The sequence below is a fragment of the Nocardia sp. NPDC059228 genome, assembly GCF_042754245.1.
Classification (GTDB): domain Bacteria; phylum Actinomycetota; class Actinomycetes; order Mycobacteriales; family Mycobacteriaceae; genus Nocardia.
Map to the genome: position 1 here is coordinate 17,481 of NZ_JBHZAL010000029.1, position 14,542 is coordinate 32,022.

The following is a 14,542-nucleotide window of genomic DNA, read 5'->3' on the forward strand; positions in this document are numbered from 1 at the left end:
TTTTCGGGTCCTATTCGAAGACGACGGTGCGGCGGCCGTGTACCAGCACCCGGCCCTCGAGATGCCAGCGCAGGCCGCGGGCCAGCACCACCCGCTCGATATCGCGGCCCTGGCGGACCATGTCGCGCACGGTGTCGGAGTGGTCGATGCGGGTGACGTCCTGCTCGATGATCGGGCCCGCGTCCAGCTCGGCGGTGACGTAGTGGCAGGTCGCGCCGATCAGCTTGACGCCGCGGGCGAAGGCCTGGTGGTAGGGACGCGCGCCGACGAAGGACGGCAGGAAGCTGTGATGGATATTGATGGCCTTGCCCGCCCAGTGCTCGCACAGCTCCGACGGCAGCACCTGCATGAACCGGGCCAGCACCACGGCGTGCGGGTCGTGCGCGTCGACCAGGTCGCGCACCTGTTCGAAGGCCGGGCCGCGTTCGGCCGGGTCCTTGGGGAAGGGCACGTAGTGGAACTTGATGCCGTGCGCCTCGGTCATGCCGGCCAGGTCCGGGTGATTGCCGATGACGGCCTCGATGGTGGCGGGCAGCTCGCCGCTGGTGGCCCGGCCGAGCAGGTCGTGCAGGCAGTGGCCGTCCTTGGAGACCAGCAGCACCGCGCGGCGGCGTTCACCGGAATCGTGCACCTGCCAGTCGGTCTCCGGGCCGAGGTCGGCGGCGACGGCGGTGAAGCGGCTGCGCAGCTCGTCCAGATCGAACGGCACGGTGGCGGCCTCGAGCGCCTGCCGGGTGAAGAACCACCCGGTTTCCAGGTCGGAGTGATAACCCGCCTCCACGATCGACCCGCCGAAATCGGCGATGAACGAGGTGATGCGGGCGATGATGCCGGGACGATCCGGGCAGCCCAGGGTGAGCACGTAACGACGGTCGTCCAGGGTGGAACTCATACCGCACATCCTCCCAGCAACCGCCGGGCACCGGATCAAAGGGGTGATTCAGTGCTGCCGCTCACCGCATGCCGGGCACCGCTCACAGCATGTAGAAGGCGTCGGCGTAGCGGAATTCGCCCTTGATCTCGAGTTCGTAGGCGGTGAGCGGGCGGACCTGGAAGTGGGTGGCCCACTCCGGCTGGTCGGGGACGATGCCCAGCCGGCTGCCCGGGACGAAACCGAAGCGCGGGTAGTACTCGAGGCTGCCGAGCAGGCCCACCAGTGGTTCGTCGAGCGCGTCGGCGGCGCCGAGGGCCGCGTGCATGAGAGCCGAGCCGATCCCTTGGCCCTGATGGTCGGCGCGGACGCCGATCGGGCCCAGCGCCAGCACCGGGAACGGGCCGATGCCGGCCCGGGTGAGGCAGACGTGCCCGACGATCTGATCGTGGAACTCCGCCACCAGCGACAGGGTCGGGATCCAGGCGGATCCGTCGTCGCGGAGGAGATGGACCAGACCGACTTCGACGGGGTCGCCGATCGGCTCGGAAGCGGGGGTATCACCGTCGGCATCCGCGGAGCGATCGAAGGCGCTGCGGTGCACCGCGTCGATCGCGGCGGCATCGCCGGTACGTTCACGACGGATCAGCACGCCTACAAGTCTGCGCGACAACGGTGGCGGCCCGCAACGAAATTCGCCGGGCGTGTGCCAAACTCGGTGCTCATGGCACAGATTTCCCGTCGTGACGTGGCGGCGATGATCGATCACACCCTGCTGTCGCCCGATGCCACACCCGCCGAGGTGGCCGCGCTGGTGGACGAAGCGCGCGAACTGGGCGTGTTCGCGATCTGCGTATCGCCATCCATGCTGCCGGTGCGTGCGCCGGGTCTGGTGGTGGCCACGGTCGCGGGTTTCCCTTCCGGCAAACATCATTCGCTGGTGAAGGGGGCCGAGGCGCGGCTGGCGGTGGACCAGGGCGCGGCCGAGGTGGACATGGTGATCGACGTCGGCGCGGCGCGGGCCGGCGATTACAACGCGGTGCTGGCGGACATCGTCACGGTGCGCGAGGCGATCGGGGATCGGGCGCTGCTCAAGGTGATCATCGAATCCGCCGCGCTCACCGACGAAGCCATTGCCGAGGTGTGCCGGACCGCCGAGCGGGCGGGCGCGGATTTCGTGAAGACCTCCACCGGATTCCATCCCGCGGGCGGTGCGAGCGCGCATGCCGTGCGGTTGATGGCGGAGACCGTCGGGGGGCGGCTCGGAGTGAAGGCCAGCGGCGGTATCCGGAGCGCGGCGCAGGCGGCGGAACTGATCGCCGCCGGCGCCACGCGGCTGGGACTGTCGCGGTCTCGTGAAGTGCTGGAAGGGTTTACGGACTAGCAGTCGATCGATTGCTGCTGCTGGTTCGGATCCGCCTTCAGCTCGGTGTGGCCGCCCTGCAGTGCGACGTGCAGGCCGTCCTTGGTGACCTCGACCTTGGTGGGCTGCAGGCCCAGCGGGTAGCTCTGCAGGCTCTGCGTCATGAGATCCACGATGCCCGAGACCAGATCGGTGGGCAGGCCGAAGCCGAGCAGTGAGGCCTGGAGGGTGTCGACCTCGATCTTGTCGCCGATAATCTTTGGCTTGACCTGCAATTGGGCCAGGCCGCCCAGCACCGCGAAGCTCAGCGTGCCGGAGCCGGGATCGGCGGTGGTGCCGGAGACCATGCCGCCCAGCGTCTTCGTGATGCCGTCGGTGCTCCAGGTGACATCGGCGGTGGAGCTGTCGACGGTGGCCTGCTGGCCGCCATCGGACATTTCGAGGTTTTTGAAGGTGGCGTGCACGACCATGCCCTGCGCCGGGCCGAACTTGGAGTCGTCGCTGTTCACCGTCACCGAGCCGACCTTGTGGTCGAACATGGTGAGCAGCAGTGGTTTCCAGCCGAACGACACATCGATCTTGGAGCCCATCTGTGCCTGGAACTGCGAGCTGATGCACTTCTCGACCTTGTTGCGGGCGTAGGCCTCACCGCCCGCCAGGCCGCCCGCCACCAGCAGCGTCGACACCAGGCCCACGATGAGCAGGGTCCGCTTGCGATTTCGTCGCTTGCCGGACGAGCCGCCCTGCCCGCCACCGCCGTACACCGGGGGCGGTGGCGTGCCGGGCGGCAGCTGCGTGCCGCCGGGCTGCGGAATCGAACCGGAGGTGTCGGTGCCGACCGGCAGCGCCGTGGTCGGCGCGGTACCGGTCGAGTGGCCCGGACCGGCGGTGGCGCCGGGAGCGTAGGCCGCCTCGCCCGGGTGGAGGGCCTGGGTGGGCTGGGCGCCGTGCTGGGCGGTGGGGTCGTTCCACCAGTCGGTGGTGGCGCCCTGGCCGTTGAGCACCTCGGTGGGCGAGTCGTGCTCCGCACCCAGGACTTCGGTGGGCGTGCTGTCCGGCTTGCCGAATTCGACCGCCTGCGCGGCAGGGTTGTCCGGCTGCGCGACGGTGGCGTCGCGCTTGGTCGCGTCGTCCGAGGTGGGTTCCGAATTCATGGAGGCGATTCTTCCCGAGCTTTCTGAGTGAGCTCTGTGCATCCTGTGAGGTGTCGGCTCACACGCGTGGATTGTGACATAACGCACATGAGTGCCGCTTATCCTGAATGTCATGGCTGGGAACGCGGCACCGGAGCCCGATCCGGAGTACGGATGGCACGCGTTGCGGGAGCAGGCCGCGCGGCACGCGGGGTATTTCACCACCCGTCAGGTGCTGCGCACCGGCTGTGAGGTCCGGATTCGCGACGGGTTGCGGGACGGCAGCATCCTGCGTTCGGGGGTCGGGTTGCTGCGGATGGCCGACTGGCCGGACGGGCCGCTCGACGAGTACGCCATGTGGTCGGCCTGGTTCGACGGGGCCGCGGCGGTCTCGCACCACAGCGCCGCCGAACTGCACGGGCTGGGACGGTTGCGGCCGCGGTTCGTGCACCTGTCGGCGCGGGTCGGGCGGTTCCCGCTGTCGCCGCGGCTGGTGGTGCTGCGGCGCAGCTTCGCCCGCAAGGATGTGGAGTCGGCGGGGGCCTTCCTGGTGACCACACCGCTGCGGACCGTGCTGGATCTGGCCGAAGCCGGGATCGGGCAGGCCGCGCTGGACGAGGTGGTGGCCGACGCCGTCGCCATCCACCGCTGCGCCCGCGCCGAAATTCGTTCCGCCAGTACCGCTCTGGATCCGGCCACGGCGGCCCGGCTGCACCGGGCCCTGACCCGCGCCCAGGAGGACCCGCGTTAGGGGCCGCCCGGGGTTTTCGCGGTGTGGTGGTCGAGTTTTGCGGCGGCTCATTTCATGGCAGGGTGACTGTTCATGGGGACGGTCGGTGCTGACGTGTGGGATCTGGTGTTTCCGCCGGGCCCGCCCGAGCGGATCGCGGACATGTTCTCGGCGGCCGTGGTCGCCGACGCGATCCGGCCCTACGACGCCGATCTGGCGCAGTCGGTGGAGACCTGCCGGGACTGGCGGCGCGGCTACCACCGGGTTTTCCGGGGCATGACGGCGCTGGCCATCGGCGCGCCGGAGGTTTCGATCGGCATGGCCGAGGCGGGGCTGGGCGCGGTGCGCCACATGCTGCGGTTCACGGTCGGGCGCACGGTGGCGGCGCTGGACACCGTCGATGTGGACGCCGAGGCCGGCGCGACGGTTCTGGAGACCGCTGAGGTCCCGGGCGCGGCCCCCGCCGTGAAACGCCTCGAGGTGCCGTGGCGCGGGCTGCTGCTGGCCGAGGACGCGCTGCGGTTGCGCCTGGCCGAGTGGCAGACCCGCGGGATTCTGGAAGCCGACTTCGTGGCGGCGATCGAGCGGGTTGTCGATCATCCGGAATGGTTGCGGCTGCCCGGTTTCCGGGTGACCGTGACCGGTGCGGACGCCGAGCTCGGACCGCTGCGGCCGCTGCTGGGGTGGGGCGCGGACGTGCTCGCGGTGGATCGGCCGGGCCGGGTGCGATGGGAGCGGTTGCGGGCGGTCGCGAAGGCCGGGGCGGGGGTCATGCGGTTCCCGGTCGCGGACGGCGAACCGGGCGTGGACATCTCCCGGAGTTTTCCGGCTCTGGCCAAGTGGATCACCGCGCACAGTGACGCCCGGCCGGTGCTCGGGTTGTATGCCGGGCTGCCCGGGGCGGCCGGTGTCCGGCTCGCCGCCGCGTCCGACGTGCTCGCCGAGACCCTGCTGCGGCATCATTCCGATGCCGCTCTGGCGCTGCTCGGCTCGCCGACCGACACCTACGCCGTGCCCGCCTCCGTGGTGGCGGCGGCCCGGGATCGCTTGGCCGAGCGCGGTATCCGTGGCAGCGCCCAGGATCTCCTGCATCGCGTGGCCCCGCACTCGCTCTATCGCCTCAACTACACGCGCCCGATCTTCGACTCCGAGGGCGGGGCCTGGGGTCTGTTCGACAATCTGCCCGCCCTGACCGGACCGGATTACGCCCTGGCTCAACGTCTTCCGCGCTGGCGAGCTGTCCTGGCCCGGGCGGCGGAGCGCACCGTGTCCTTCACGGTCGCCCCGCCCGCGTGGACCCGCAGCGTCGCCCGCGAATACCCCTGGCGCACTGCGGCATACCGTGCCGCCTCACGCTTCGGCATCGAGGTCTTCGACCCCGGCACCGCCCGCACCCTGCTCGCCGCCAAGCTGGTGGCGGATCTGTTCGCGGACGACGAACCCCGGAATGCCAACCCGGAGGCCCTCTTCGCCGCCGGCGCTGCCCACGGCGGCCTCTGGCGGCAGCCCTTCGCCCCGCGCTCCTTGCTGGCCCCGGCCGCGATCTCCGGCACGATCCAGGAGCTGCGCCACAAGCTCCCCTGATCCGCGTGCGGCGGCGTATCCGCTCAGGACAGGGGTGCGACGGCGGACCAGGGGACGGTGAGCAGATTGTCGCGCAGGCGGCGGCGGTAGGGGCGGAGCGGAAAACCCTGCTCGCGCAGGAGGTTCGAGGCGTGCCGCCAGCGGACCCGGGGGCCGTAGGGGGCCAGGGGCGCGGCGACGGCCCAGGCGCGGTCGGCGGCGGTGAGCAGGGTGTGGATGGGTTCGCCGGGGACATTGCGGTGGATGAGGGCCTTGGGGAGGCGTTCGGCGATGTCGGAGGGGGTGCCGACGGTGAAGGGATCCCAGGCGAGGGTCAGGGAGAGGGGTGCGGTGCGGTCGAGGAGGATCCAGGCGCAGCGGCGGCCCAGTTCGTCGCAGGTGCCGTCGAGGAGGAGGCCGTCCGGAGCCAGACCGGACTGGATGGTCGACCAGGCTTCGGGGACAGCGGATTCCGGGTATTGCCGCAGTACGTTGAAGGCCCGAACCAGGCTCGGGCGCAGCCCCGCGAGTTCGAAACCGCCGCGCGCGAACACCACCCCGTCCCGGCCGGGAACCACGCGCTCCGGATCGATCTCCAGGCCGACCACCCGCAGGTCCGACCGGACGGTCCGCAGCCGGGCCGCCATTTCCAGGGTGGTGACGGGGCTGGCGCCGTATCCGAGATCCACCACGAGCGGATCCTCGGCATCCAGCAATCGCCCGGCGACGAGGGAGTCGTGCGCCATCCAGCGATCGCCGCGGCGCAGCCGGTTGATGCCGGTGGTGCCGCGGGTGATCGTGCCGATCGGCTTGGTCAGGCGACGGGGTGCTGCTGATCCAGCCAAACCTTCGTCACCTCGGCTTCGGCGCGGAACAGGTCCACCAGGTTGACCAGCATGAGCTGTTCGAGCCTGCGCCCGAAGAACGGAAGGTGGACCTGGGCTCGCGAGGAGGTGCGCAGCGTGCAACCGGTCTCGGTGCGGAACAAACGCATGGTGCCGCCGAGAGTGCCTGGGCTGTTGGGGATTTCGGCGGTGTACTCGCCGGTCACCTCGGGTCCGTAGGGGCCGTAGGTTTCCCGGCGGGTGATCACCATGTCCCTGTGCACCACCATCTGCGCCATCTCGGGCAGGGTGTCGCGGGGTAGCACGTGCCGCAGTTCGATCGTGATGCCATGGTCCCCGGAGTCCAGGCTGACGATGTCGTTCGGGGAGTGCTTGCGCAGTTCCTCGATGCGGGCATCCCAGTGCTCGCGGTTCATCATCGCGGCGTACACCTCTCGGGTGGTGTGCAGCGGATACCGCGCGGAGTAGTCGAGTCGGCGTACCACGATCGGTCAGGTTACTGCCGGGCGACCCCGGTCAGCGCGACCTTGGGGCGGGTCGCCGGCTGTGAACCGGGGTGCTCAATGCGAACTCAGCCACGTGTCGGTGAACTCGGCCTCGCGCTCCAGCAGCTCGGTGAGGTGCTGCTGGATGGCGGCCTCGATCTTCTTGCCGAACAGCGGGATCTTCACGTCGATGGAGCCGTCCACCACGAAGGTGGAGCCGGAGCCGTTGTCGGTGACGGTCAGGGTGCCGTTCACGGTGGCGGGCGCGCCGTCCACGCGGGCCTCGACGGTGCCGCCGCTGCCGTGCCAGGTCTCGGTGCGCGGAATGGTCAGGCCGTCGGGCTTGATCGCGGTGATCTGCGCGGGCAGCTCTTCGGCCGGAATCGTCTGCACCATGTCGACGCGCACCTGGTCACCGGTGATGAGGAGGTTCTCGATGCGGGCATTGGGACCGCCGACCGCCTCGATGCGGTCCTTCCAGTACTGCTCGTCGGCGAACGCCGCGCGCACCGCGGCCATGGGATGTGTCGAGTGCGCAGTGAAGGCCAGAGGTGTCGCCATGGTCGGACAGGCTACCGTCTGTGCCTGTGCGTACTTCTCGGGTGGTGTCGTTCGACGACCTGCGGGACCGGCTGACGGCGACCGGTGCGCGGCCGCGTGCCGCGGTCCCGTTGGCGGAGCTGACGACCCTGCGGGTCGGCGGTCCGGCCACGGTCGCCGACTGCGCGACCACCGACGCCCTGGTGGCGACCGTGCGCGAACTGGACGCGGCCGGGGTTCCGGTGCTGCTCATCGCGGGTGGCTCCAACCTGCTCATCGGCGATGACGGGTTCGACGGGGTTGTCGTGCGGATCGCGACCGAGGACGTCGAGATCACCGGTGACACGGTGATCGCCGAGGCGGGCGCGAACTGGGACGCGGTGGTGGCCGCGACCGTGGCAGCCGGTTTGGGCGGTCTCGAATGCCTGTCCGGAATTCCCGGTTCGGCCGGTGCCACACCGGTCCAGAATGTCGGCGCCTACGGTGTCGAGGTGGCGAGTTTGCTGCGCCGGGTGCGGTTGCTGGACCGCGCGACCGGCGAGATTCGCTGGGCCGGGCCGGAGGAGCTCGGATTCGGTTATCGCACTTCGGTTCTCAAGCACAGTGACGCCGCCGTGGTGCTGGCGGTCGAATTCGCCCTGCGTGCTGACGGTTCCAGCGCGCCGCTCGCCTACCGCGAACTGGCCAACGCGCTCGGTGCGACCGAAGGCGAGTCCCGGCCCGCGGCGGAGGTGCGCGCCGCGGTGCTGCGTTTGCGGGCGGGCAAGGGCATGGTGCTGGATCCGGCGGATCACGACACCTGGAGTGCGGGATCGTTTTTCACCAATCCCGTAATTCCGGATGCGCAGGTGGCCGCGGTGCGCGCGGCGATCACGTCACATCTGGGGGCGGACGTGGCCGTGCCCACCTATCCCGCGGACGGCGGGGTAAAGTTCTCGGCGGGCTGGCTCATCGAGCGCGCCGGCTTCGCCAAGGGCTTTCCGGGCGACGGGTCTCCAGCGCGGTTGTCGACCAAACACACGCTGGCGCTGACCAATCGGGGCGCGGCTACCGCGACCGATCTGGTGACCCTCGCCCGCACGGTTCGCGAGGGGGTTGCTGAGCGCTTCGGCATTCATCTGGATCCGGAACCTGTGACCGTGGGAGTCAGCCTGTAGCGAGTGGCTTTCGCCACCAATTCAGCGTCCGGAATACACGGTTTGCGGGGGTAGGGTCGAGCGAGTGAGTAATCGAGGACTGTCCCGCCGGGCGGCCATGCGGGCCGCTCTGGTGGCGTCGACGGCAGTGATCGCGGCGGCGTGTTCGTCGTCGAACAAGGGTGGTGGCGGCCCCGCGCAGCCGGCCGCTCCGATCGCGTCCGTCAAGCTGGAGCCGGGTAGCGGCACCGACAATGTCAACCCGACCACCGCGGTGTCGGCGACGGTCAGCAATGGCCGCATCGATCAGCTGGCGCTGACCAATTCCAATGGCAAGCAGGTAACCGGCACCTTCGATGCCACTCACAGCAAATTCACGGTGAACGAACCGCTCGGCTACGGCGCCACCTACACCTGGTCCGGCACCGCCATCGGCACCGACAACAAGCCGGTGGCCATCGATGGCAAGTTCACCACCATCAGCCCCAAGAACACCGCGCCCGCCACCATCAATATCGGTGACGGCCAGGAGGTCGGCATCGCGGCGCCGATCATGCTCCAGTTCAAGGGGCACGTCGAGAACAAGGCCGCGGTCGAGAAGGCGCTCGTCGTCACCGCCACCCCGGAGACCGAGGGCTCGTGGGCGTGGCTGCAGGACGAAAACGGCGGCTCCCGGGTGCACTGGCGGCCCCGCGAGTACTGGCAGCCGGGCACCACCGTGCACGTCGGCGCCAAGCTGTACGGCCTGGACATGGGCAGCGGGCTGTTCGGCGACTCCGACCTGACCTCCGACTTCCGCATCGGCCGCGCCCAGATCGTGAAGGCCGCCGCCCCCACCCACCGCGTCCAGGTGGTCCGCGACGGGCAGACCGTCTTCGACTTCGCCTGCAGCTACGGCGAAGGCAACCAGGACCGCAATGTCACCCGCTCCGGCATCCACGTGGTGACCGAGAAGTACGAGGACTTCATGATGTCCAACCCGCCGTTCTACACGAACGTGCGGGAACGCTGGGCCGTGCGCATCTCCAACAATGGCGAGTTCATTCACGCCAATCCGGAATCGGTGTCCGCCCAGGGCAATTCGAACGTCACCAACGGCTGCATCAACCTCAACCCGACCGACGCCCAGGCCTACTTCCCGACCGCCCTCTACGGCGACCCGGTCGAGGTCACCGGCACCCGCATCCAGCTGTCCGCGGCGGACGGCGACATCTACGACTGGACCATCGACTGGGAGACCTGGAAGGGTCTCTCGGCACTGCAGGGCGAGCCGAAGAACCAGATCTCGGCCTCCCCGCTCCCGCCCCAGCCCGTCGGCGGCCGCTGAGAACCCTTCCGCGACATGCGCGCCCTGAGTCCCTCGGAGCGGTGGTTCTGGATCATCGACCGGATCTCGCCGTCGAATTGCACTGGGCGCGTGCGGGTTCACGGGCGGGTTGCGGCGCGGCGGCTGGAGGAGGCGGCCGCTGCGCTGGTGGCGGAGTATCCGCTCCTGCGGGTAGGGGTAGTGGCCGAGGCGGGCCGGGATCCGTGGTTCCGGGACTTGGCCGATCCGCGAATTCCGGTGCGGCGCATGGAGTCGCATGATTCCGAGGCGTGGGTGCGGGAAATCGATGCCGAGATGGCTGATCCCTTCGATACCGCGAAGGGGTTGGCGCGCATTGTCGATATCGCGGTCGAGGCGGGGACCACGGGCGAGTCCCATGACATCGTGCTCACGATCTCGCATCTCATCATGGACGGCCGGTCGCTGATGGCGTTGCTGCAGAAGCTGATCGGGCATGCGGCGGGGGCGAGTGCCGGGGTGGCAGAGCGTGCGGAGGTTCCGGCCGCGGATTATCTGATTCCCGCTGGGGCGCGCGGGGTGTGGCGGTGGGTGTATACGACGCTGTTCGATCAGGTGGCGGCGCTCGGGCAGCGGCCGCAGCGCGTGGCCGGTGCGCGGGCGGCGCTACCGGAGCGGCGAACCCGGGTCGTGCACCGGGTACTCGATCGGGAAGCGCTGGCGGCGTTGGTAACCGACTGCCGGCGCGCCGGAGTCACCGTCCACGGGGCGCTGGCCGCCGCGGCGGCGTCCGCGATCGGCGCCTCGAATTCCGGGGGGAGCGGAATCGCGGGGATCGCGTCGCCCGTGGATTTCCGGGAATTGCTCTCCCCGCGTCCGGCCGACGATGAGCTGGGGATCTATGCGCCGGTGCTGGTCGGATTCGTGCCGTTCGGAGTTCCGCTGTGGACCGCGGCCCGGTCGGTGAAGCGCCAACTCGAGCGCGGGGTGCGGCAGCGGCGGCATCTGGCGACGGTGGCGGGCATGCGATTCGGGACGCCGCGGGCGCTGGAATCCGGCCGGCGCCTGGCGGACCTGGTGGATCGGCGGGCGCCGTGGAATGTGTCGGTCACCAATCTGGGGCGGGTCGAATTCCCGGAAACGGCCGGGGCATGGCGGCTTTCGGGGCTGACGCTGGCCGCGTCGAATTCCTGTGTGAGCGTCCTGACGGTGGCGGTCGCGACCGCGCACGGGGAAATGCGCCTCGGGTTCTGCTACGCGGAACCGGTCCTGTCCGAGCGGCGGGCGGCGGATTTCGCGGACGCGATGCTGACCGCGCTGCGCGAGCGCCCGGATCCCTCAGCCGAGCCGCTGCGCCAGCCGGGCGCGTAGCGCGGCCCGGTCGGGTTTGCTGGTGCGCCCGCCGACCGGGATCTCCGCGACCAGCACGATATCGTCCGGCAGCGCGGAAACATCGATCAGGGAGGGTAATTCGCGGCGTAGCCGGTCCTCGATATCGGAGGCGTCCGGGTCCGGCACCACGGCCAGCACGATGCGCTCGTCGCCGATCTCGTCGGGAATGCCGACCATGATGGCCTGCCGCACGCCCTCGACGCCCGCGATGGCCGGTTCGTACAGACCCGGATAGATATTGGTCTTACCGCGGATCATCATGTCCTTCTTGCGGCCCATGAGCACCAGGGTGCCGCCCTCGAACCGGGCCAGGTCGCCGGTGGCGATCTCCTTCAGCGATGGTTCCCCGAGGTAGCCGCGGCACAGATTGGGGCCGGAGAGGATGAGCTCGCCGTCGTCGGCCACACGCGCGTCCACGCCCTCGACCGGCGGGCCGAGCGGGTCACCGGGTCCCTCGAAGGCCAGCTTGTCCGCGCCGGAGGTGATGGCCACCGGCAGGATCTCGGTCATGCCGTAGACGGCCAGCAATTCGGTGTCCGGGAGGGCGGCGCGGGCGCGGCGCAGCAGCGCGGTGGTGACCGGCGCGCCGCCCAGCGAGATCTCCTCCAGGTGCGTCGGCGCGACCAGTCGTCCGGCCTCGATGGCGTCCAGCACCACCGCCAGGTCGGCGGGCGTGAAGAAGGCGTGCGTCGCCGTGCCGAGGGTGCGCGCGAAGCCGATCGGGTCGATGTGGGTGCCGAAGCGCGGGTACCGCGGCATGGACCAGCGTGCGCCCTCCAGCACCGCGGGCAGCCCCATCATCAGCTGCTCGGTGTGCAGGTGCGAACCGGGCATGAGGCTGGTGCAGCCCGCCATGGCCGCCAGGCCCGCGCCCAGCGAACCGCGGGTGTGCACAACGGCTTTCGGGTCGGCGGTGGTGCCGGAGGTGAAGACGATGAGCGCCTCGGCGTCGGGGTCCTCCACGGGCGCGTCGAAGGTCGATGTGGTCCCGGGACCCTGCCAACCGGGCTCGGAACCCACCAGCTGCCGCAGCGGGAGGGCCCCACGCGGCGTGCCCGGTAGCCATGGCCCGCAGCGGATGTGCCGCACCGGCAGCTGCCCGAACTCCGGCAGCGACAGGCCGAATCGGCGGCCGAACCCGCGCAGCGGCCCGCTCAGCAGGTACAGCAGCGATTCCGTCGCGGCCCAGCTCGGCCGCACCAATTCGACGCGGCGCGCGAACAATTCGGGTCCGACGCCCGGGTCCACGAACACGATGGCGCCACCCGCCGCGATGGTCCCGAACACCATGACCACGGCGTCCACGCAGGGCCGGATGGAGAACAGCATGCGGTCGCCGGGCCGGAAGCCCATGCCGTGCAGGCGTTTCACGACCAGCCGGACACGGGCGTCGAGTTCGGCGAAGCTGAGCGGCGGTTCGCCGATCATGCCCAGCGCGGGCGCGTCGGGGGTGCGCAGTACCTGCTCGCGGAGCAGCGCGGTGAAATCCTCACCCGCCGAGGGGTATCCAGCGCTCACCGGATGTCCACCAGCTCCGGTTTGTAGCGGTGGTCGGCGTACCAGGCGAGAGTCTTGCGCACACCCCAGGCTCGCACGCGCCGGTTGGAGCCGTACACCCGCACGTCCCGGCGCAGCCCGTAGTCGGTGGTGAGCATGCGCACGGCGTTCACCAGCGCCCGATCCTCGTGCAGCTCCTCGATGGCGGTGCGCGGGAATCCGCCCGCGGCCTCGTACAGTTCGGCGGTGATGGCCATATTGCAGCCGGGCGTCATGACATACGGGCCCAGGTAGCGCGGATCGCGGTTGCCGGGCCGGAATTTCCCGAACAGGGAGGCCACCTCCAGCGCGACCAGGATGATGGTGCGATCACGCAGCCGCACGCCCTCGTCGGTGCGCGGGATCAGCTGCCCGCTGATCAGCCGCAGCCCCGAATCGAAGGCGGCCCGGATGCGCGCGGTCCAGTCGGGGGTGGGCAGGCAGTCGGCATCGGTGCGGGCCAGCCGGGTCGCACCGGCCGCGATGGCGTGCCGCATGCCGGTGTCGGCGGCCGCGCCGGTGCCTTTGCGCAGCTCGGTGATCACCTCGACGTGCAGGCCCGGATGGGTGTCCGCGAAATCGCGCACCACCTTGACGGTGGCGTCGGTGGAGTTGTTGTCCACCACCAGCAGCGTGAAGTCCCGGTCCTGCTGCCCGGCCAGGGCGGACAGCGTGCCGGCGATGCCGTGCTCCTCGTTGTAGGCGGGCACGATCACCCACAGTTCGTTCATGGCCCTTCCCGGCGGATTCCTCGCCCCGGCTTACGGTTTCGGCAGGCGGTAGGCGATGGCCGCGGCCGAAGGCCCGGCCCCGGCGGCCACGAACAAGGCTACGTCGGCCCGATCGAGCTTGCCGCTGTCGCGGGCCGCCAGATACGCCACCGGGAGTGCCGAGGTGTGTGCGTCGAAGCGCGGGGAGTCGGAGCGCTCGGTGTCGTCGGCGCTGACCGCCTCCGGCGCGATACCCAGGCGCTCGGCCAGCAGCGCGGGGAATCCGGCGGTGGGCCGCCCGCAGATGAGCACCGTCCGCGCGGGGGGAGCGTCGGCCACGTCGAGCGCCTCGGACGCTGCCGAAACCGCGTGGTGCAGCAGCTCTTCCACATCACCGGTGCGGTTCACGGTGATCGAGGACCGGCCGGTCGAGCCCATCTCCGACAGTCGCACGAAGCCCTCCGCCGCGGGCCGCCCGTCGGTGGCGCTGATGTGCAGCGCCCCGAATCCGGCTGTGCCCGGCCGCTTTTCCAGCAGCATGGCCGCGCCCACCGGCTTGATCGGGAAGCCCGGCTGCGGGTCGGGGGATTTCGACGGATGCGCGTCACCGGAGACCAGCAGCACCCGGTGCACGGTCGGGGCCTCCAGCAGCGCCTGGCTGACCTGGATGGCATTGAGCATGCCGCAGGCGCCGTTCATCAGGTCGAAGGACAGGCACGGCACATCGCCGCTGCGATATTCCAGCCCGATGCCGGCCTGCTGTTGAATCAGCGCGGACATGGCGGGTTCCACCATGTTCGAGTCGCGATAGACGCCGGTATTGATCAGCGCGTCGATCTGCTCCGGCGTGGCGCCGGCCTCCGCGATGGCCCGGCGCGCCGCGGCCGCCGCCTGCTCGATGGAGCTGCCGCCGCCGATTTCGGTGGTTACGGAAGAAATGACGATTCCCATGC

General features: G+C 70.2%; 15 protein-coding genes. 6 read left to right on the forward strand and 9 right to left on the reverse strand.

All coding sequences use genetic code 11. The features are described from left to right. Nucleotides 1-10: 10 nt before the first annotated feature. On the reverse strand, nucleotides 11-892 hold the full coding sequence (purU, locus tag ACFXKA_RS32370; RefSeq protein ID WP_354847010.1) for a formyltetrahydrofolate deformylase: 882 nt from the start codon (nucleotides 890-892) through the stop codon (nucleotides 11-13). 82 nt (nucleotides 893-974) lie between these two features. Then, nucleotides 975-1,523 (reverse strand): GNAT family N-acetyltransferase, encoded by a 549-nt coding sequence (locus tag ACFXKA_RS32375; RefSeq protein ID WP_379430196.1) that lies wholly within the window; start codon nucleotides 1,521-1,523, stop codon nucleotides 975-977. 105 nt (nucleotides 1,524-1,628) lie between these two features. Here ACFXKA_RS32375 and deoC point away from each other — a divergent pair, with 105 nt between their 5' ends. Continuing rightward, on the forward strand, nucleotides 1,629-2,255 hold the full coding sequence (gene deoC, locus ACFXKA_RS32380) for a deoxyribose-phosphate aldolase (protein WP_379430244.1): 627 nt from the start codon (nucleotides 1,629-1,631) through the stop codon (nucleotides 2,253-2,255). Here deoC and ACFXKA_RS32385 read toward each other — a convergent pair. Beyond that, nucleotides 2,252-3,388 carry a DUF2993 domain-containing protein gene (locus ACFXKA_RS32385; protein WP_379430197.1) on the reverse strand — a complete coding sequence of 379 codons (1,137 nt, stop codon included), beginning with the start codon at nucleotides 3,386-3,388 and terminating at the stop codon, nucleotides 2,252-2,254. The genes deoC and ACFXKA_RS32385 overlap by 4 nt on opposite strands. A gap of 112 nt (nucleotides 3,389-3,500) precedes the next feature. On the opposite strand from ACFXKA_RS32385, the gene ACFXKA_RS32390 reads away from it, so the two are divergent. Beyond that, a complete protein-coding gene (locus tag ACFXKA_RS32390; RefSeq protein WP_354846999.1) occupies nucleotides 3,501-4,118 on the forward strand; it encodes a hypothetical protein in 618 nt (205 codons plus the stop codon). A gap of 72 nt (nucleotides 4,119-4,190) precedes the next feature. Further along, nucleotides 4,191-5,681 (forward strand): hypothetical protein, encoded by a 1,491-nt coding sequence (locus tag ACFXKA_RS32395; protein WP_379430198.1) that lies wholly within the window; start codon nucleotides 4,191-4,193, stop codon nucleotides 5,679-5,681. A 23-nt stretch (nucleotides 5,682-5,704) separates the two neighbouring features. Here ACFXKA_RS32395 and ACFXKA_RS32400 read toward each other — a convergent pair whose 3' ends face one another. From ACFXKA_RS32400 to ACFXKA_RS32410, 3 genes are all read right to left on the reverse strand, one after another. Continuing rightward, the gene (locus ACFXKA_RS32400; RefSeq protein ID WP_379430199.1) at nucleotides 5,705-6,505 is read right to left on the reverse strand and encodes a class I SAM-dependent methyltransferase; all 801 of its coding nucleotides are present in this window, start codon (nucleotides 6,503-6,505) and stop codon (nucleotides 5,705-5,707) included. Continuing rightward, nucleotides 6,475-6,990, reverse strand: a complete 516-nt coding sequence (locus tag ACFXKA_RS32405) for a DUF2505 domain-containing protein (protein ID WP_354846992.1) — start codon at nucleotides 6,988-6,990, stop codon at nucleotides 6,475-6,477. The genes ACFXKA_RS32400 and ACFXKA_RS32405 overlap by 31 nt, the downstream gene beginning before the upstream one ends. Nucleotides 6,991-7,065: 75 nt before the next feature. Further along, entirely contained in the window at nucleotides 7,066-7,551 is a 486-nt protein-coding gene (locus tag ACFXKA_RS32410) for a DUF2505 domain-containing protein (RefSeq protein ID WP_354846989.1), read from the reverse strand. Nucleotides 7,552-7,595: 44 nt separating this feature from the next. Between ACFXKA_RS32410 and ACFXKA_RS32415 the strand changes: the two genes are divergently transcribed. From ACFXKA_RS32415 to ACFXKA_RS32425, 3 genes are all read left to right on the forward strand, one after another. Beyond that, entirely contained in the window at nucleotides 7,596-8,687 is a 1,092-nt protein-coding gene (locus ACFXKA_RS32415; protein ID WP_379430245.1) for a UDP-N-acetylmuramate dehydrogenase, read from the forward strand. Between the two features lie 97 nt (nucleotides 8,688-8,784). Then, nucleotides 8,785-9,993, forward strand: a complete 1,209-nt coding sequence (locus ACFXKA_RS32420; protein WP_379430246.1) for an Ig-like domain-containing protein — start codon at nucleotides 8,785-8,787, stop codon at nucleotides 9,991-9,993. 15 nt (nucleotides 9,994-10,008) lie between these two features. After that, on the forward strand, nucleotides 10,009-11,322 hold the full coding sequence (locus ACFXKA_RS32425; protein WP_379430200.1) for a hypothetical protein: 1,314 nt from the start codon (nucleotides 10,009-10,011) through the stop codon (nucleotides 11,320-11,322). On the opposite strand, the gene ACFXKA_RS32430 is transcribed toward ACFXKA_RS32425, so the two are convergent. The 3 genes from ACFXKA_RS32430 to ACFXKA_RS32440 are packed head-to-tail and all read right to left on the reverse strand — an operon-like array spanning nucleotide 11,290 to nucleotide 14,540. Continuing rightward, entirely contained in the window at nucleotides 11,290-12,861 is a 1,572-nt protein-coding gene (locus ACFXKA_RS32430; RefSeq protein ID WP_379430201.1) for an AMP-binding protein, read from the reverse strand. The genes ACFXKA_RS32425 and ACFXKA_RS32430 overlap by 33 nt on opposite strands. Next, nucleotides 12,858-13,610 (reverse strand): glycosyltransferase, encoded by a 753-nt coding sequence (locus tag ACFXKA_RS32435; protein WP_379430202.1) that lies wholly within the window; start codon nucleotides 13,608-13,610, stop codon nucleotides 12,858-12,860. Before ACFXKA_RS32435 ends, ACFXKA_RS32430 begins: the two co-directional genes overlap by 4 nt. A gap of 30 nt (nucleotides 13,611-13,640) precedes the next feature. Beyond that, nucleotides 13,641-14,540 carry a hypothetical protein gene (locus ACFXKA_RS32440; protein WP_354846976.1) on the reverse strand — a complete coding sequence of 300 codons (900 nt, stop codon included), beginning with the start codon at nucleotides 14,538-14,540 and terminating at the stop codon, nucleotides 13,641-13,643. Between the last annotated feature and the right edge of the window lie 2 nt (nucleotides 14,541-14,542).